The 16,156-nt window shown below is 69.0% G+C and carries 19 protein-coding genes; 12 read left to right on the top strand and 7 right to left on the bottom strand.

The window, feature by feature from the left end; translation table 11 throughout:
• Positions 1 to 145: 145 nt before the first annotated feature.
• The 7 genes from D8896_RS05195 (at position 146) to D8896_RS05165 (ending at position 4,552) form a co-directional block, all read left to right on the top strand.
• On the top strand, positions 146 to 880 hold the full coding sequence (locus tag D8896_RS05195; protein WP_121821023.1) for a hypothetical protein: 735 nt from the start codon (positions 146 to 148) through the stop codon (positions 878 to 880).
• Positions 881 to 937: 57 nt separating this feature from the next.
• Positions 938 to 1,117 carry a hypothetical protein gene (locus tag D8896_RS05190; protein WP_121821022.1) on the top strand — a complete coding sequence of 60 codons (180 nt, stop codon included), beginning with the start codon at positions 938 to 940 and terminating at the stop codon, positions 1,115 to 1,117.
• A 99-nt stretch (positions 1,118 to 1,216) separates the two neighbouring features.
• Positions 1,217 to 1,822 carry a hypothetical protein gene (locus D8896_RS05185; RefSeq protein ID WP_121821021.1) on the top strand — a complete coding sequence of 202 codons (606 nt, stop codon included), beginning with the start codon at positions 1,217 to 1,219 and terminating at the stop codon, positions 1,820 to 1,822.
• A gap of 98 nt (positions 1,823 to 1,920) precedes the next feature.
• Positions 1,921 to 2,271 (top strand): hypothetical protein, encoded by a 351-nt coding sequence (locus D8896_RS05180; protein ID WP_121821020.1) that lies wholly within the window; start codon positions 1,921 to 1,923, stop codon positions 2,269 to 2,271.
• A 320-nt stretch (positions 2,272 to 2,591) separates the two neighbouring features.
• The gene (locus D8896_RS05175) at positions 2,592 to 3,335 is read left to right on the top strand and encodes a DNA polymerase sliding clamp (protein ID WP_121821019.1); all 744 of its coding nucleotides are present in this window, start codon (positions 2,592 to 2,594) and stop codon (positions 3,333 to 3,335) included.
• Between the two features lie 6 nt (positions 3,336 to 3,341).
• Complete coding sequence (locus tag D8896_RS05170) at positions 3,342 to 3,521, top strand: hypothetical protein (protein ID WP_121821018.1); 180 nt, start codon at positions 3,342 to 3,344, stop codon at positions 3,519 to 3,521.
• Between the two features lie 74 nt (positions 3,522 to 3,595).
• A complete protein-coding gene (locus D8896_RS05165) occupies positions 3,596 to 4,552 on the top strand; it encodes a C-terminal binding protein (protein ID WP_121821017.1) in 957 nt (318 codons plus the stop codon).
• Between the two features lie 33 nt (positions 4,553 to 4,585).
• Here D8896_RS05165 and D8896_RS05160 read toward each other — a convergent pair whose 3' ends face one another.
• Positions 4,586 to 5,221 carry a DUF7474 family protein gene (locus D8896_RS05160; RefSeq protein ID WP_121821016.1) on the bottom strand — a complete coding sequence of 212 codons (636 nt, stop codon included), beginning with the start codon at positions 5,219 to 5,221 and terminating at the stop codon, positions 4,586 to 4,588.
• A gap of 126 nt (positions 5,222 to 5,347) precedes the next feature.
• On the opposite strand from D8896_RS05160, the gene D8896_RS05155 reads away from it, so the two are divergent.
• Positions 5,348 to 6,361 (top strand): DNA primase large subunit PriL, encoded by a 1,014-nt coding sequence (locus D8896_RS05155; protein ID WP_121821015.1) that lies wholly within the window; start codon positions 5,348 to 5,350, stop codon positions 6,359 to 6,361.
• A gap of 20 nt (positions 6,362 to 6,381) precedes the next feature.
• On the opposite strand, the gene D8896_RS05150 is transcribed toward D8896_RS05155, so the two are convergent.
• The 4 genes from D8896_RS05150 to D8896_RS05135 all read right to left on the bottom strand — a co-directional run bounded on the left by D8896_RS05150 (position 6,382) and on the right by D8896_RS05135 (position 8,703).
• On the bottom strand, positions 6,382 to 6,630 hold the full coding sequence (locus D8896_RS05150; RefSeq protein ID WP_121821014.1) for a DUF7472 family protein: 249 nt from the start codon (positions 6,628 to 6,630) through the stop codon (positions 6,382 to 6,384).
• A 68-nt stretch (positions 6,631 to 6,698) separates the two neighbouring features.
• Positions 6,699 to 7,748 carry an iron transporter gene (locus D8896_RS05145; RefSeq protein WP_121821013.1) on the bottom strand — a complete coding sequence of 350 codons (1,050 nt, stop codon included), beginning with the start codon at positions 7,746 to 7,748 and terminating at the stop codon, positions 6,699 to 6,701.
• Positions 7,749 to 7,864: 116 nt separating this feature from the next.
• The gene (locus D8896_RS05140) at positions 7,865 to 8,377 is read right to left on the bottom strand and encodes a winged helix-turn-helix transcriptional regulator (RefSeq protein ID WP_121821012.1); all 513 of its coding nucleotides are present in this window, start codon (positions 8,375 to 8,377) and stop codon (positions 7,865 to 7,867) included.
• Positions 8,374 to 8,703 (bottom strand): DUF7471 family protein, encoded by a 330-nt coding sequence (locus tag D8896_RS05135; RefSeq protein WP_121821011.1) that lies wholly within the window; start codon positions 8,701 to 8,703, stop codon positions 8,374 to 8,376. Before D8896_RS05135 ends, D8896_RS05140 begins: the two co-directional genes overlap by 4 nt.
• Positions 8,704 to 8,916: 213 nt before the next feature.
• On the opposite strand from D8896_RS05135, the gene D8896_RS05130 reads away from it, so the two are divergent.
• Both D8896_RS05130 and D8896_RS05125 read left to right on the top strand, forming a co-directional pair.
• A complete protein-coding gene (locus tag D8896_RS05130) occupies positions 8,917 to 9,618 on the top strand; it encodes an SWIM zinc finger family protein (protein ID WP_121821010.1) in 702 nt (233 codons plus the stop codon).
• A gap of 40 nt (positions 9,619 to 9,658) precedes the next feature.
• Positions 9,659 to 11,506: an acyl-CoA dehydrogenase family protein gene (locus tag D8896_RS05125; RefSeq protein ID WP_121821009.1), complete on the top strand. Its 1,848-nt coding sequence runs from the start codon at positions 9,659 to 9,661 to the stop codon at positions 11,504 to 11,506.
• 16 nt (positions 11,507 to 11,522) lie between these two features.
• On the opposite strand, the gene hjc is transcribed toward D8896_RS05125, so the two are convergent.
• Positions 11,523 to 12,050: a Holliday junction resolvase Hjc gene (hjc, locus tag D8896_RS05120; RefSeq protein ID WP_121821008.1), complete on the bottom strand. Its 528-nt coding sequence runs from the start codon at positions 12,048 to 12,050 to the stop codon at positions 11,523 to 11,525.
• A 74-nt stretch (positions 12,051 to 12,124) separates the two neighbouring features.
• Positions 12,125 to 15,538, bottom strand: a complete 3,414-nt coding sequence (locus D8896_RS05115) for a bacterio-opsin activator domain-containing protein (RefSeq protein WP_121821007.1) — start codon at positions 15,536 to 15,538, stop codon at positions 12,125 to 12,127.
• A gap of 167 nt (positions 15,539 to 15,705) precedes the next feature.
• Here D8896_RS05115 and D8896_RS05110 point away from each other — a divergent pair, with 167 nt between their 5' ends.
• Both D8896_RS05110 and D8896_RS19225 read left to right on the top strand, forming a co-directional pair.
• The gene (locus D8896_RS05110; protein WP_121821006.1) at positions 15,706 to 15,975 is read left to right on the top strand and encodes a HalOD1 output domain-containing protein; all 270 of its coding nucleotides are present in this window, start codon (positions 15,706 to 15,708) and stop codon (positions 15,973 to 15,975) included.
• Complete coding sequence (locus D8896_RS19225) at positions 15,972 to 16,133, top strand: DUF7331 family protein (RefSeq protein WP_162991451.1); 162 nt, start codon at positions 15,972 to 15,974, stop codon at positions 16,131 to 16,133. Before D8896_RS05110 ends, D8896_RS19225 begins: the two co-directional genes overlap by 4 nt.
• Positions 16,134 to 16,156: the final 23 nt, after the last annotated feature.

Raw genomic sequence — 16,156 nt, 5'->3', positions numbered from 1 at the left:
CAGACAAGGTATTACCAGACGCGTTCTTTTCTTTTGTTTTTGAACAAGATGGTCGGAATAGTCTCCGGGGATTCAATCCACACCGCACACATACATTTTGTTTTGAACAAAGTATAAGTGTCAGAGTAGTAAAACATCGGGTGGAGTGACTTACAGTCTGCGTGCAGACCTTGACGACAAGACTGAAGCCAAGCTGAGGAAGATCGTCGAGGACAGTCCACACGAGGGACACGGCAAAATCAAGGCCACCGTCGAGGATATCATCGAGAACGAGTTCCAGCGCCGTGAACTGTCGCTCATCGGTAATGACGGCGAGGATGACGGCTACGAGGAAGAGCTGTATGATCCTCACGACTACGAGGACGACTTCGTTCTTCGTAAGTCGATGTTGGAGAAGGTAATGGAGAAGTACGATCAGCCCGCCATCGCCCCGGAGCACGTCGAGTACGAGGAGTTCAGCGGCAAGAGCGTGAACTTCAAGGTGAACGTGCTTGCGGCTGTTCAGCGGTGGGATGTGTTCAATCGAAGCGGCGAGACGTGTGGAAGCTGGACATCGGAGCGGAAGGGGTTCTGGGATAGTGCAATGACAGCGTTCGGATCGCTCGATAGCAGGACGAGAAAGAAGTACAAGTCGATGGCTGATGATCGGTACTCGAACGATCCGATTGATCCTCCCGACAACATCGTTCCGATTCGGCGTGACGGGTGGAGTGTTGACGGCTACGTAGAGGATGTTGAGGAGATGATTCTCGTTGATGCGTCTTCTGTTGCGCTTCGGAATAAGATCGAGAAAGGTGAGCGTGTGATACCGTATCTGGATGGAGAGGATGCGGAGCGGGTTGAGGAGATGGTTCGGAAGTTGGAGAAGAGTCTCGACTGAATCACCACTCCTTCTGTCGATTGTTTTAAACGTTTTGACAGCGTACTGTTAGGTAAGATGGAGACAGATATGCGGTGTACCGACTGTCACGGGCGCGTCGTCCGCGGTGAGGTGGACGGTGAGGTTGTTCTCAGCTGCATCTGCAAGGTGATGTACGTGGAACGGGGGGTTGTCGAGGTGGACGAGTGGGTACCTGTAGAGGACGAGGAGAAGCGTGCCAGTCCCGTGACCGCGTAGATTCGCTCCGGGCCGCTTCGGCGGCGCTTTGGGGTGGCTGCGCTCCCTCGTTGTCGGTTGATTCACTTTTAACTGGGAAGGCTCCATAATCCACCGTGTATGTCGGTGAGCGTCTCTGAACTGGGCAGTGCCGACGGTGGAGATGTCGCGGACATTACTTTGGAAGATGGCAGAGAGTTACAGGCGAGCGTTCGTGACGTGATGCCAGATGACGGAGTAATGGTGCTTGAGTCGCCCGTCGTTGATGATGTGATGGAGTTTCGCAGCGGTTTCGACGCCCACAAGTTGTGGCGCGGTCACGCGCCGGCGGACGGCGAGCTGATGGGCGATGTATCGGATGTTTCCATCATCAGCACGGGGGTGGGTCACGAGGATGTGTTTGAGGTGATGAGTCGTGTTGAGGTTGGTGACGAGGTGGACGTGAAGTCTGTGGTGGGGAACATCCACGGTGATGAGGACGCTGTTGACGTGGATGTTGATTTACGGCGTGAGTTCAGGGGTGAGGTTGAGTCGGTGGATGAGATGGGCAACGCAGATGTGGAGATGGTCACGATCAGCATTGACGTGGAGGGATTCGAGTACCTCGGCGTGAATCAGCGGCACATGAAGAAGTCCGGGGTGTATCATCCGGCGTATATGACCGCTGATCCCGTTGGCACGGAGTATCAGTTGCAGGGCGACGTGGACTGGGTGGAGCGGGCTTAACTCCCGACCGGTCTCACGTCACAGCTCATCGGCCACCTGTGGGGTGGCTGCGCGTCCCCATCGTTCTTCTTTTCCTGTCATCGTGTGATTGCATTGGTATGGTCATCGATCCCTTCCTCACCGACATCTCGGAAGGTGCCGAAGTTCGGCTGAATCTACGAGTTAGTGACGGGGAGAAGCGCGATGTGATTGACGAGGAACTGGTTGGCGGGTTGGATGATGAGGTGTTTGAGGTGACGGGTGAAGTCGTGGCTGATCGGGGTGACGTCGAGTCGGGTTATCGGACTATCACGGTTGACGTGGACGAGTTCAGCGGCGACAACTCCGCGGTGACTGTCGTTGTTGAGGGGGTGGTGGATGAGTACTACGAGACGACGTGGCACGTGACGTGTGCCGATGCGGGCAACGACTTCAACGTCCAGTACGAGGACTTTGAGCTTCTCGAATAGGGGAGGGTAGTTGGCATTGGGCGGCTCTAACCCCCGGCGATTTTGTTCCTATTTCCTGTCGGCAGGAGTAGATTCTACACGAAACAAAGGGGTTGTATCGGAGTGCGTCGAGTTACAGGGCATAACAGTCTAAGCGGATTAGTTGTAGTAGTGGTCCTTGCGTCCCATGGTCAGTTAGCGGACCCTACCCGTCCGATACAGATAGGGGTAGCGGGACGCGGCCGTGGATGGGGAACGGTCCCGCGACCGCCCGTCGCAGTTCCCGCGCGCACGCGGAACGCGCGGTTTTTTATGTGGGGCCGCCAAATCTCGACGCAAGAATGTTCAAGGCGATAGTGAGCGCGGAGACGCTCGGAACCGCGCTCGACTCCGTGAGCGTGTTGGTCGACGAGTGCAAGATCCACCTGAACGAGGACGGGATCGAGATCCGGGCGGTCGACCCCGCCAACGTCGGCATGGTCGACCTCTCGCTGTCGGCCGACGCGTTCGAGTCCTACGAAGCGGACGGCGGCCTCATCGGCGTCAACCTCTCGCGGCTGGAGGACATCGTCGGCATGGCCGACTCCGGCCAGCTCGTCGAGCTCGAACTCGACGAGGAGACCCGCAAGCTCCACATCCAGATCGACGGGCTGGAGTACACGCTCGCGCTCATCGACCCCGACTCGATCCGCCAGGAGCCGGACATCCCCGATCTGGACCTGGCCTCGGAGATCGTCATCGAGGGCGCGGACATCGACCGCGCGGTCACCGCCGCCGACATGGTGTCGGACCACATCGCGCTGGGCGTCGACGAGACCGACGAGCAGTTCTACGTCGACGCGGAGGGCGACACGGACGACGTCCATCTCGAACTCGACCGCGACGACCTCATCGACCTGCAGGCAGGCCCCGCCTACTCCCTCTTTAGCCTCGACTACCTGAAGGACATGAACAAGGCGATCGACAAGGACGCCGAGGTGACCCTCGAACTGGGCGAGGAGTTCCCAGTCAAGATCCACTTCGACATCGCAGAGGGCAACGGGCAGGTCACGTTCATGCTCGCGCCCCGGATCCAGAGCGACTGAGGACGGATGCCGTTCGGGTCCGAGACCGACCGCGGTGCCGCGTACGCCGGCGTCGCTGGCGGCGTCGGCGGCGCGGTCGGTGCCGGCATCGTCGGGTCGGCCGTCCACGCCGGACTGCTCGCCGGGCTGTTCGCCGCGGTCGCCGTGCTCGGCCACGAGTGGGGGAAGCGTCGAACGGGCGGCTGACCGATCGATCGTTCCCGTGCCGCGGGAACGGTGTCTAATCCCTTTTAGCCCGCCGCGCCAACGTCGACCCGTCAATGGAAGTCGTCCTCAGCGACACCCCGTTCGTCGACGACGAACTGTTCCGCGAGCGGTTAGACGCCGACGTGACCGTCGCGGACACGAGCACCGAGGCGGCCGTCTCGGCGGCCGCCGAAACCGCCGACGCGCTGGTGGTCGACGTGAACACGCCGGTCACCGCCGCGGTGTTCGAGGCGTGCGAGTCGCTCGAACTGGTCGCACGCGCCGGGACGGGCGTCGACAACGTGGACGTGGCGGCGGCCGCCGAGCACGGCGTGACGGTGACGAACGTGCCCGACTACTCCACCGACGAGGTGGCGACCCACGCGCTGTCGCTCCTGCTCGCCTGCAAGCGCCGCCTGCGGCAGTACGACGCGGAGGTACGGGACGGCGACTGGGCCTGGGAAGCCGGGCGGCCGCTCTCCCCGGTCGTCGGGTCGACGCTCGGCGTCGTCTCCTTCGGCGCGATCGCACGCCGGCTGGTCGAACTCGCGGAGGGGCTGGCCCTCGACGTTGCGGTGTACGACCCCTACGTCGACGAGGAAACGGTCACCGAGTACGGCGCGCGCCGCGTCGACTTCGGGACGCTACTGGACGAGGCCGACGCCGTCTCGGTCCACGCGCCGCTGACCGACGAGACGCGCGGCATGTTCGACGCCGAGGCGTTCGAGGCGATGGCCGACGACGCGGTGCTGGTCAACGTCGGTCGCGGCGGGATCATCGACGAGGACGCCCTGTACGACGCGCTGACGGGCGGCGAACTGGCCGCCGCGGGGCTGGACGTGCTCGCCGAGGAGCCGCCCGACGGGTCGCCGCTGTTCGACCTAGAGAACGTCCTCGTCACGCCGCACGCGGGGTTCTACTCGGAGCGGTCGCTGGCGACGCTGAACGAGACGCTGATCGCGGATGTGCAGGCGGTGCGTTCGGGCGACGACCCGGAGCACGTCGTCGACCCGGACGCGGACTGGCGCTGAGGGAGCGCGGACGTGCGTCGCGGCTCGCCGGGGCTACCCCCGGCGGTCGATGACGCGCTTCGCGGCGGTCGCCTTCTCCTTCCAGCCGTACCCCTCCTCGTACACGTGGCGCTTGCTCGCGACGAGCTCCTCGGGCGAGGCCTCCTCGAACCCGCCGCGTGCCCACGTCCCGCTGTCGTGGAGCCACTCGATCACCTTCTCCTTGGTCTCGCGCCAGGAGAAGCCGACCATCTCGTAGTAGGCGATCATCGCGAAGACGGCGTTGTCGTGACAGCCCGGCACCGACCCCTCGCGGTAGATGGTCCGCAGCGGTTCGCGGTCGGGCTGGCTCAGGTGCTCGCGGCGCTGTTCGGGGCTTGTCAGCGCCAGGTCGCCGTCCGACCCCCGGACGCGGTTGGCGGCCTCGTCGGCCTCGTCGCCGCTGCCCACCTCGAAGACGCGGTACTCGTCGCGCAGCAGCGACAGCGCCGCCGCGTGGAGTGCGCCCCAGTCGCCGTCGACGGCGTCGCGGAGCGCGGCCTCCGGCCGCGGCTCGGCCGACAGCGCCGCGACGATGTCGACGTACGCCTTCTCGACCGTCGCCCACGACGTGCCCGCGAACCGGCAGTCCGTCTCGTGGAGGTTGTTGGTGGTCCGGCAGTCGGGACAGGGGTAGTCGAAGTACGGCACTCGCACGCTGGTAGGCGAGCGAGCGGACTTAGTTCGTCCGGTCGGTGACGAGCGCCGTCGAAACCGGCCACGCGGCTGACCGGTCGACCGAGTTATTTATCGGGTGTCGGACGTAACGAATCGGCGATGCAACGGTTCCACGCCCGGTACCCGTTCCTCGACGCCGCCCGGGAGGCGGTCGACGAGGCGGCCGTCGACCTGGCCGACCTCGTGGCGCGGGACGACCCCGCTGCAGTCGAGCGCGCCGTCGGCCGCGTCGAGGCGGCGCTGTCGGGGGACACCACCGGCGACCCGGCCCGCCAGCCCCGGGTCGAACTGCTCTCCTACCCGGTCGCGCGCGTCCTCGTCTCGCTCGTCGACGACCCCGTGTTGACCCGGAAGTACGCCCGCGCCGAGGCGGTCACCGCCCACCGGCGGTTCACCGCGGACTTCGACGCCGACGAACTGCGCAGCGCCAGCGGCGAGCGGATGAGCCGCGAGCGCCTGCTCCGGGAGTTCGACCTCGACGCGACGACCGACGGCGACGGGTTCCGCGTGCCCGTCGGCGACTACCTGACGCTCGCCGGCGACCTGCCGGGCGACCGCTGGCGGCTGGCGAGCCGGTCGCTCGCGGACGGCGGCGTCCCGGTCGACGAGGAGGAGCTCCACCTGCTGCTCCGGCAGGCCGTCGAGCGTCGCGTGAGCGCCGGTCTGCCGCTCGCCGTCCCCGAGACCATCGCTGCCGAACTGGGGGACGCGGTCGAGGCCGTCGAGGACCTCCTCGCGGACCTCGAACTGTCCGGCGACATCGACGCGGTCGTGCCCGACCTGTTCCCGCCCTGTCTCCAGCAACTGGTCGAGCGCGAGCGCGACGGCGAGCTACCGGAACCCGACCGGTTCGCCCTCACGTCGTTCCTGACGGCGATCGGGATGGACGACGCGGAGGTCGACGCGTTCTGTGCCGACGGCGACGACTACCGCGCCGACAGGATCGCGACGGCCGACGGGGGGACGGAGTACCCGCCGCCGTCCTGTGAGACGATGGAAGCGTACGGGCTCTGCGTGAACAAGGACGAGGTCTGCGAGACCGTCCCCCACCCCCTGAAGTACTACGAGAAGCGACTGGACGCGGCCGAGGCGACGGTCGACTGGCGCGAGTAGCTGGACGCGAGTCGGCGGGATTAACTGCCGTTCGCGCCGTCGTGGCTGGCCTGTTCGGCGTCGGACTCGAAGTCGGCCTTCGAGAGGGCGAAGCCGACGGCGAACATCAGCAGGATGAACAGGAAGATGACGCCGACGAGCACCTGTCCGCCCTCGGTCGTTAGCTCGTTGTTCGTCGTGTAACTCGACCCGACGAACATCATCGCGCCGATCATCGTTCCGACCGCCCCCACGGAGACGGCGATCTCGGTCAGCGTCTGTCGGTCCATACCTCGGCCAACTGCGCCGCCGGCGAAAAGCGCTTCGAAAGGGGTCTCGGGCCCGGGAGTGGTTGCTCTCACTCGACCGTGAGCGTCGCCGGCGGCGTGTCGAGGAACGCGGTCTCGTACCCCTCGTGGCGGGCGGTCTGGGACGGCGTGTCGACCCGGACCTCGAGTTCGTCGCCGGACTCGATACCGTCGACGACCGCGCCGTAGTGGTAGTCGAGTTCGGGGTCGAGCGTCCGCTCGAACGCGCCCTCGTACACCGTCTCGCCGTCGCGAGTGAGCGTCCCCGACACCGCCATCTCCGGGAGCAGCATCCGGTTGTACGGCGTGTGCGCCGACAGCGCGAGGTAGGTGCCGTCGCCGCCGAAGGGCGCGGCGTCGAGCGCCGTCGCGGCGAACTGCACGTCGCCGCTCGCGGCGCTGCCGAGGGAGTCGCCGGGAAGCGAGTCGGGCGCGACGGCGTTCGGGAACGACATCCCCATCGGCGCGACCGCGTTCCGGTCGCCGGCGTTGTCGAGTTCGCGGTAGCCGATCGACTCGCGGTCCTCCTGGCTGTAGTCCCACGCTATCGTCACGCTCGTGGGGTCGGCAAAGCGCCCCTCGAACCCGCGCGTCCGGCGCGTGTCCATGCCGCCGACGCTCACCTCCACCTCGTATGTGCCGTCGCCGTCGAGGCCGAAGTTCGCGCCGTAGTGAAAGCCCATGCGCTGGGAGAGCATCGGGTAGATGACCTCCTCGGTGACGAGGTTCCCGTCGGCGTCACGGATCTCGATCGAGAGGCCGGTGTCGGGGAGGACGGTCCGGGTCTCCGGGTCCCACACGGTCGCCATCAGGTGCACGTCGTCCTCGTCATCGATGGCGTGGCGCGACGCCTCCGTCCCGGCGACCGTCCAGAAGCGGTGGGCGTAGCTGTAGGTGAGCGCGAACTTGTAGTCGCCGTTCGCGGCGCTCCCGACCATGTTCATCCCCTCCACGTGCGTCGGGAGGTAGACGGCGTCGGGCCGGTCGTCGAGCACGGGCGGCATCCCGGTCGACTCGGTTTCGAGGATACTGCCGAGGCAACCGGCCACGCCCGCAAGGGAGAGCGCGCCCCCGGCGCGTAACACGTCGCGTCGTTGCATACGGTCGTCTGGGGACTCCGCGTGAAAACGCGTTCTGGTCCACCCCTCGAAACGGAGGTCGGTTCGGGGACTGAATCGGAGCGGGGACGGGGACGAGGCCGCCGCCGACACCCCGGCTACTCGGCGAGCAGGTTGTCGACGAGCCGGGTAAAGCGGTCGACGAGGCGGTCCGACACCGACGGCTCGACGGTCTCCAGCAGGTGGACGGTCCGCTCGGGGTCGTCGAGCACCAGCGTCACCCGGCCGCGCTCGTCGCGCTCCTTCCGAACGAGCCCCGCCTCGACGAGGCGGTCGAGGTGGTACTCCAGCGTACTCCGGGCGATCCCGAGGTCCTCCGCCACGTCGGCCGGGCGCTGCGGGCCGTCCACGACGAGCGCCGCGAGGGTGTCCCGCGCGGTCTCGCGTCGACACAGCGCCAGCGCCCGTCGCTCCCACTCGTCGACCGCCGGCGGGTAGTAGTGGGTCCGGCCGTACAGATGCGCCCGGACGATGCGGTCCGTATCGAGCAGGCGCTTCACGTGGTGCTGGACCTGCCCCGGGGCGAGGTCGAGCGACCGGACGAGTTCGTTGAAGTGGATGCCCGGGTCGTCGGCGATCCGGTCCGCGATCCGGCTCCGGACGTCGCTCATAGGTCACCCTCCGCGACCTCGGGGGTCGGCTCCCGCGCTGCGTACACGGCGGCGATGACCAGTCCCGCCATGACCACGTCGAGGACGTGTTCGATCAGGTGGTGGGTCGGGTCGGCGACGACGCCAGCCATCGTCAGCGCGACGATGCCGGTTCGGGCGACGAGCGTGGCGAGCGCCAGCGCGACCAGCAGGTACGACCGCGACCGCCGCCGGAGCAGCGCCGCGAGCGCGAGTCCCAGAACCACGGCGGAGGCGACGGCGGCGAGACCGACGACGACGACCAGCACCGTGTCGCCGGCCGCGGGGGATGCGTGGAGCGCGTTCATACCCGCAGTAGCGGCTCCGGCCATCTTAGACTGTCGGAACGGCCGCCGAGGACGGCGAACGGATCCAGGCGATCGCCGCAGGCCCCACATCCGGACAGCGGTCCGTCATATCGGCCCGTCCACGTACAAGACTTACCCGTCTCGGGCACCAAGGATCCGTACGGGGACACGGTCGAACCGACCGATATCGGCGGTTGACCGGCCCGCATCACTATGACGCAATCAGAACTCACAGCCGCGTCATCGAAGACGACGCTTCCGGTCCCGCGCGGGACCGAACTCGACGAGCGGTCGCGCCGCGCGCGCACCGAACCGATGTCCGTGACTGCCTACGGCACCGACCTCTACGAGGTCGAGAGCGCCAGCGGCGAGACGTACCACGTGAACCTGCCCGCCGGGCGCTGTACCTGCCCGGACCACGCGTTCCGCGGCGCACGGTGCAAGCACGTCCGCCGCGTCGCCATCGAGGTCAACGAGGGGCGGGTGCCGCCGCCCGGGACCGTCGCCGCGGCCTGTGCGACCTGCGGCGCGACGACGTTCGTGCCGACGGACGCCCCCGGCCCGCACTTCTGTGCCGACCACCGGATCCGCGTCGGCGACCGCGTGCGCGACCGCGAGACCGGCGACCGCCTGCAGGTCGTCGCCGTCTCCGACCGGCGCGCCGACGAGGTCGCGATCGACCGCTCCGTCCACACCGTCGCCGACTACCCGACCAACCGCGACTACCCGGCGGACGACCCCGTCGTCGGCGTCGTCTACCCGCAGTCGGTCCGGATCGGCGCGGACGGCCCGACGCGGGAGACGCTCCGCGTGTACTCGTTCCCGCGCACCCGGCTGGAGCGGATGGCGGGGGACGGCCACGGTGGCGGGACGCGCGTCGGCCGGATCAACCGCGCGCAACCCGCGACCCGTTGATCCCCCGGCGTATTATGTGAACCTGTCACGCACGTCCGGTATGGAGACGCCGATAGATTACGCTACCCTCGACGGCGGCCGGGACGTCAGCTACTGGGACGTGGACCGGACGCTCCAGTCGACCGTACGACGGGTCTACGACGACGACGCGCTCGACTGGGCGGCACCGCGGCTGGCCGAGTTCGGCGACCTCGTCGGCACGACCGTCGTCGAGAACTCGGCGGTCGTCGAGGAACACGGCCCGGAACTGCGGACCTACGACGCGTACGGCGACCCCGCGAACGACGTGCGCTACCACCCGGCACAGCACGAGAACGAGCGTCTGGTCTACGAGTCCGGGATCGTCGCCGACTGCTTTCGCGCGCCGCCGGGGCGGGACGAGCCGCTGCCGTTCACGCACAACCTCGCGATGCAGTATCTGCTGTCGTACGCCGACCCCGGCTTCGACTGCCCGGTGGCGATGACGACCGGCGTCGCGCTGGTGCTGGAGAAGTTCGCGGACCGCGACGGGCCCGCGTGGCCGTACTACGAGGCGCTGGTTAGCCGGGACTACGACGACCTGATCGAGGGCGCGATGTTCCTCACCGAGCGTCAGGGCGGCAGCGACGTGGGCGCGACCGAGACGACCGCGCGGTACGACGCAGACGCCGGCCGCTGGCGGCTGGACGGCGAGAAGTGGTTCTGCTCGAACATCGACGCCGAGGGCACGCTCGCGCTCGGCCGCCCCGAGGGCGCACCGGACGGCACCGAGGGCCTCTCCCTGTTTCTCGTTCCCCACACGACACCCGAGGGCGGCCCGGCGACGAAGGGGGCGGACGACCCCGCCACCGGCGAGCTGAACGACCAGACGTACCGGCGGCTGAAGGACAAACTCGGGACCATCTCGGTGCCGACCGGCGAGGTCGAACTGCACGGCGCGGGCGCGCATCTCGTCGGCGACCGCGAGCGCGGCTTCAAGCAGATGGCCGAGATGCTGAACCTCGAACGCCTGTCGAACGCGGCCGCCGCCTGCGGGCTGATGGGGCGGGCGCTGCTGGAGAGCAAGGTCCACGCCGCCGACCGCGAGGCCTTCGGCAAGCGCCTCGACGAGCACCCCCTGATGGCCGCGGACCTGGTCGACATGGCCGTCGACCACGAGGCCGCGACCGCCTTCACGTTCGAGGCGGCCCGGCTGTTCTCGGAGCGCGAGCGCGCGGCCCGGCGCGCCCGCGGCGACCTGCCGGGCGAGCCGACGACGGACCCCGATAGCGGCGAGGCGTACCGGCTGATGCGCCTGCTCGTCCCCATCGCGAAGGCCCGGACGGGCCGCATGGCCGTCGACACGGCCTCCTACGCGATGGAGATACAGGGTGGGAACGGCTACGTCAGCGACTTCCCGACCCACCGCCTGCTCCGGGACGCGCAGGTGCTGCCGATCTGGGAGGGGACCGAGAACGTGCTCTCGCTGGACGTGCTCCGGGCGCTGGACCGCGAGGCGGCCCACGAGCCGCTGCTGTCGACCGTCACCGAGCGCCTCGACGCCGCGGACGGCGGGGTCCTGTCGGCGGACGTGGAGACGGTCCGGGCCGAGACGAACGCCCTGGCGAGCGCGCTGGCGACGCTGGCGACGGAGGGCGAGGCGTACGCCGAACTGTCCGCCAAGCGCGTCCTGCACTACGTCTTCGACGTGTTCACCGCCGCGCTGCTGCTGGAGCAGGCCCGCGAGGACATCGAAGGTGGGGACGACGCCCGGAGGGCGCTCGTCGCCCGGCGGTTCGTCGACCGCCACCTGCGGGACCGGGACGGCCGGGGCGTCCCCGGCGGCGACCGCCTCCCCGTCGAGGCGTTCGACGGCGTCGTGCGGTACGCGACGGTCGACCCCGACGAAGCCGCGGCAATGCTGGAGTGAGTTGGCCGCCGGTCCGCTACTCGTCGAGCATCGCCGCCGCCTCCTCGACCGACACGTCGCCGCGCTCGACGGCTTCGAGCACGTTCACGACGCGCTCGTCCGGGCCGTCGCCCCCGCCGCCGTCGCCCACCTCGTCGAGCGTCACCTTCTCCGACTGGCCGGTGAACTCCGCGAAGTCGGTGCCGTCGGACAGCGCCGTCTCCTTCTTGACGCGGTAGTTGCCGCCGTCGGTCCGGTGGAGGTCGCCGGGGTGAAAGAAGTACCAGTCCTCGCGGTCGAACCGGACGCCGACACGGGGTTTCGCGCCGAAGTTCCGCGAGAAGTAGACGAGCGCCTCGACCTCCTCGCCGTCGAGGTAGATGGGGTCGCCGGCGCTCGATTTCGCCTCGACCGCGTAGAACGTCTCGCCGTCGCCCGCCAGCACGTCCGGTAGTTCGCGCTCGGTGGCGCTCCCGCTGGCCGGCGCGCGCATCACCGCGAAGCCGGCGTCGTCGAGTTCGTTCACCAGTTCGCGCTCGCGGCGGTCGCCCTTCGCGTTAGACATCGTCGTCCCCCGTGCCGGCGGTCATGGACGGGCGTACGGAGCGGGGGATTAGGAGGCTTGCGACAGCGGCGCAGTCAGTCCCGGACGGCCGCCGGCGGTTCGACGGCGAACAGCTCGGCGAGCAGCCGCTGCTGGGCGACCCGGAGGTGGCGGTTCACGGTCGGCTGTGACACGTCCAGCAGTTCGGCGACGCCCTCGCCGGTGGTCTCGCGGGGCCACTCGAAGAAGCCGGCGAGAAACGCCGTCCGCAGCACTTCGAGCTGGCGCTCGGTGAGCGCGTCGAACAGGTCCCGGATCACCGCCTCGCGGGTGTGTACGCCGCGTTCGACGTTGCGCCGGCCGCGAAGCTCGACGGCGTCGTACCGTTCCCGGAGCCGGTCGACGTACTCCCGGACGTCCGTGCCCGCCGGCACGTCGACGACGACCGAGAGCGGGCCGCCGGCGGCGACGGCCGACCGCGGGCTACCGCCGGCCCGGGCGAGCGCCGCCGGGAGGCTGTCGTCCGCGACCGTCACCTCGAACGCGTGGCCCGCCTCCGAACTCGCCACGTGTCGGTGGTCGGTGACCGCCACGAGGTCGTCGAGCGCGTCCGCGACGGCGTCCGGCTCGGCGTCGGCCACCGAGACGAACAGCTCCGAGGCGTCGCCGGCGCGGCCGGACGACCCCTCGTACGCGACCCGGCCACCGGTCGCCGCCTGCAGTCGCGCGAGGACCGACTCGTCCGCCGTCACCGACAGCTCCAGTTCGACGTACGTGTCGGCGTGGAGCGCCTCCCGGACGGCGACGGCTTCGAGGGCGTCGGCGATGGTCTCGCCGAGTTCCCGGAACACGTCCACCTCGAGCTCCCCGAACGCGCCGGGGTCGTCGGCGTACACCGCGAGGACGCCGTGCCCGTGGTCGTCGACGGCGAGCGGCACCGCGAGCGCCGCGGCGAAGCCGCTCCCGGCGGCGTGCTCGCGCCACTCCTCGGCGGTGACGCGGTCCGCGACCGTCTCCACCGCCGTCGGTTCCGCCTCGCGGGCGGTGACGACGGCCGGCTCCTGCCGGTCGGCGCGTAGCGACACGGCGTCGAGATAGCCCCCGCCGTCGCCCGCCCACGTCCGGGGGACGAGCCGACCGTCGTCGGCGTCCCAGCCGCCGATCCAGGCAAAGCGAAGGCCGGCCGCCCCCGCCAGCCCCTCGCAGACGGCGGTCTCGACGGCGTCCTGGCTCTCCGCGGCGACCAGCGACTGGTTGATGGTGCGCATGATGTCGGTCACCTGCGCCTGCCGTTCGAGGCGCTCGTTGCGCTCGGCCAGTTGCGCCTCGCGCTCGCGGAGGTCGGCCTCGCTGTCCAGCCGGTCGAAGGCGGCCTCCGCGCTGGCCGCCGCGGTTTCGACCAGTCGCCGCCGGGATTCGGCGAGCGGGGCGTCCGGCGTCGCCACGACGAACAGGCCGTGCTCCCCGACCGGCACGAGCAGCCCCCCGTCGGCGTCGTTCGGCGGCGTCCACCCCGCCGCGACCGCAGCCGGGTCGTCGAACTCTCGGGGGTCCCCGTCGAGGAAACACGACCACGGCGCGGCGTCGCCCCCGACGACGAGCGCCGGTGGGTCGCCGTCCGCGAAGCCGTCGGTCGCCGCGGTCGGGACGAGTTCGTTCCCGGCCGGGTCGAACCGGTGGAACGCCAGGGCGGCGTCCCCGAGCACGTCGCCGGTCGCCGAGACGACGAGGTCGGCGGCCCCGGACTCCGTCTCGACGGTGAGCAGTTCCCGGGTGGCGTCGTGGAGGGTCGCGAGCGCGCGCTCCCGCCGGTGGCGCTCGGTGATGTCCTGGCTGATCCCCATAATCCCGACCACCTCGCCGGCCTCGTTCCGGTAGGGGTACTTGTTGTTCAGCCAGACCCGGCGCTCGCCGTCGATAGTCGTCTCCGTCTCCCGCGTGACGTGCTCGCCGGTCTCGACGACGCGCCGGTCGACCTCGCGGATGGTCTCGGCGCTCGCCGCGTCGAACAGGTCCGCGTCCGTCGCCCCGACCACCGCCTCCCGGTCGAGGCCGAACACGCGCGCGGTCGCCTCGTTGGCCCACTGGTAGACGCCGTCCCGGTCCTTGATGTAGATGGGGTTGTCCGTGTTCTCGACGAGCGCCTCCAGCCGGCGCTCGTCGCGCACGCGCTCGGTCACGTCCTCGCGGAACGTGACGACGTGCGTGACCGCGCCGTCCTCGTCCAGAACCGGCGCCTGCCGGACGTGTGCCCAGAACGCCTCGCCGTCCCGCCGGTAATGTCGCACCGTCGCGTCGGTCGACGCCGGCGTGCCGCGGGCGTCGAGCAGTTCCGCCGCGGCGGGGTCCGGGTCCGGGCCGTAGAGCCGGTCCTGACTCTCCTCACGGATCTCCGCGGCGTCGTAGCCGGTGATGGTCTCGAACCGCTCGTTCGCGTACACGACGGGGTGGTCGGGGTCGGTCGCGTCCGCGATGGTGATACCGACCGGTGCCGCCGCCATCGCGCGGTCCTGGAGCCCGAGTTCGCGCTCGCGCTCCCGGCGCTCCAGTTCGTAGCTCACCCAGCGGGCCATCAGGTCGACGAGCGTCCGCTCCACGGCCGTGAACGGCGTCCCCTTGGGGTCGTCGTCGAAGAAGCAGAACGTCCCGTACAGCTCGTCGTCGACGGTCACGCGGCCGCCGATGTAACACGCGATGCCGCTCTCGGCGTAGCCCCGGTCGTCCGAGAACCCCTCCGCGACGGCGTCGTAGATACCGAGGATGTCCGCCGAGTCGATCGCACGCCGGCAGAACGTCTTCGAGAGGCTGATCTCGGAGCCCACGTCGACGAACTCGTCGCCGACCGCGCGCTCGACCCGGTACTGCCCGGTGTCCGCGTCGATCCGGCTGAGGTAGGCGTTGTCCACGTCGAACCACTCACAGCCGAGCGTCAGCAAGCGGTCTATCTTCTCCGTGCTCGACAGCGACGGGTCGGAGGTCACCTCGTACAGCGTTCGGCGGCGCTCGCTTCCCGCGCGCTCGCCGGGGTCGACGAGGTCAGCGAAGACGGCGTACCCCTCGTCGTCGCCGGCCGGCACGAACTCGAACCGGGCCTCGGCGACGCCGGCCGCAGTCGCCACCTGAAGGTCGCGTTCGACCGGCTCACCCCCGACGACGCGCTCCGCGACGTCGTCCGCGCGCTCGGCCAGACAGTCGCCGAGCGGCGCGCCGGCCGCCTCGCCGAACACCTCGGCGAACGCCTCGTTGCCCGCGGCGACTCGCGGACCATCGTCGACGGCCACGCGCGCTACGGGGTCGGAGCCGCGTTCGAACAGCGCAGCTGCCCGGTCCGCTGCGATGCGGCGGGCGCGGTCCGCCTCGCGGAGTCGGGCCGCGACCGCGTCGACGGCCGCGAACAGCTCCCCCCGTTCCCCCTCGGCGTCGTCCGGAAGGTCGACGGCCGTCTCCCCGTCGGCGAGCCGTTCGAGCGCCCGCTGGACACGGTCGGTCCCGGATGCACCCCCGGTCATTGCTTAGTTAGTTGATCATTGGTACCGATCCACAAAGGTTTCGCGGCCGGAAGCCACGGGGACGGCCGACCGGATACCGACGAGGGCTATACGTATTGTGTCGGATGAATGATCCGATTAACCAGTATACCGGTTAGACGGATACCGGTCGGCGGCGTCGTATGCGTATGGTGTCAGAGGCACCAACCGAGTCCGAGGCCGTCAGCAAGCGCGTGGTCGCGGCGCTCGCACGGGCCGCGGGGACCGACCCACGGACGCTCGACCCGCCGCTGTACACCGTCATCGACCCGGAGGCGCTCGACACGCTCGTCGAAAGCACGGCCACGACGTACGTCGAGTTCGAACACGACGGGCGGCGCATCGTCGTCCACGCCGACGGGACGGTCACCGTCGACGGGACCAGCTACGACGGCGGCGAGGTCGCCATCGAAGCATGACCGGCGGCGAGTCCACTTCCGCACCGGTCTCCCAGCCGCGCGTCAGAGCCACCTACGAGGAGTACGACCTCGACGACACCCGGGTCAGCATGATCGCCGACCCCGAGAACGAACACGCCTGGGTGCAGTCCGACCTGACGGTCGACGTGCAGCGGTGAAAACGAGGCCTGGCGCGTCCGAA

The organism is Halostella salina, assembly GCF_003675855.1.
Lineage (GTDB): Archaea > Halobacteriota > Halobacteria > Halobacteriales > Natronoarchaeaceae > Halostella > Halostella salina.
Note: the sequence above shows the minus strand (reverse complement) of the source record. Positions and strands in the feature narration are given on the sequence as shown.

Coding starts and splice junctions, on each gene's coding strand:
- D8896_RS05115 (WP_121821007.1), bottom strand. CDS start 15,538: ATGACCGGGGGTGCATCCGGGACCGACCGTGTCCAGCGGGCGCTCGAA.
- D8896_RS05140 (WP_121821012.1), bottom strand. CDS start 8,377: ATGAGCGACGTCCGGAGCCGGATCGCGGACCGGATCGCCGACGACCCG.
- D8896_RS05165 (WP_121821017.1), top strand. CDS start 3,596: ATGGAAGTCGTCCTCAGCGACACCCCGTTCGTCGACGACGAACTGTTC.
- D8896_RS05185 (WP_121821021.1), top strand. CDS start 1,217: ATGTCGGTGAGCGTCTCTGAACTGGGCAGTGCCGACGGTGGAGATGTC.
- D8896_RS05155 (WP_121821015.1), top strand. CDS start 5,348: ATGCAACGGTTCCACGCCCGGTACCCGTTCCTCGACGCCGCCCGGGAG.
- D8896_RS05175 (WP_121821019.1), top strand. CDS start 2,592: ATGTTCAAGGCGATAGTGAGCGCGGAGACGCTCGGAACCGCGCTCGAC.
- D8896_RS05150 (WP_121821014.1), bottom strand. CDS start 6,630: ATGGACCGACAGACGCTGACCGAGATCGCCGTCTCCGTGGGGGCGGTC.
- hjc (WP_121821008.1), bottom strand. CDS start 12,050: ATGTCTAACGCGAAGGGCGACCGCCGCGAGCGCGAACTGGTGAACGAA.
- D8896_RS05110 (WP_121821006.1), top strand. CDS start 15,706: ATGGTGTCAGAGGCACCAACCGAGTCCGAGGCCGTCAGCAAGCGCGTG.
- D8896_RS05180 (WP_121821020.1), top strand. CDS start 1,921: ATGGTCATCGATCCCTTCCTCACCGACATCTCGGAAGGTGCCGAAGTT.
- D8896_RS05170 (WP_121821018.1), top strand. CDS start 3,342: ATGCCGTTCGGGTCCGAGACCGACCGCGGTGCCGCGTACGCCGGCGTC.
- D8896_RS19225 (WP_162991451.1), top strand. CDS start 15,972: ATGACCGGCGGCGAGTCCACTTCCGCACCGGTCTCCCAGCCGCGCGTC.
- D8896_RS05135 (WP_121821011.1), bottom strand. CDS start 8,703: ATGAACGCGCTCCACGCATCCCCCGCGGCCGGCGACACGGTGCTGGTC.
- D8896_RS05145 (WP_121821013.1), bottom strand. CDS start 7,748: ATGCAACGACGCGACGTGTTACGCGCCGGGGGCGCGCTCTCCCTTGCG.
- D8896_RS05125 (WP_121821009.1), top strand. CDS start 9,659: ATGGAGACGCCGATAGATTACGCTACCCTCGACGGCGGCCGGGACGTC.
- D8896_RS05190 (WP_121821022.1), top strand. CDS start 938: ATGGAGACAGATATGCGGTGTACCGACTGTCACGGGCGCGTCGTCCGC.
- D8896_RS05130 (WP_121821010.1), top strand. CDS start 8,917: ATGACGCAATCAGAACTCACAGCCGCGTCATCGAAGACGACGCTTCCG.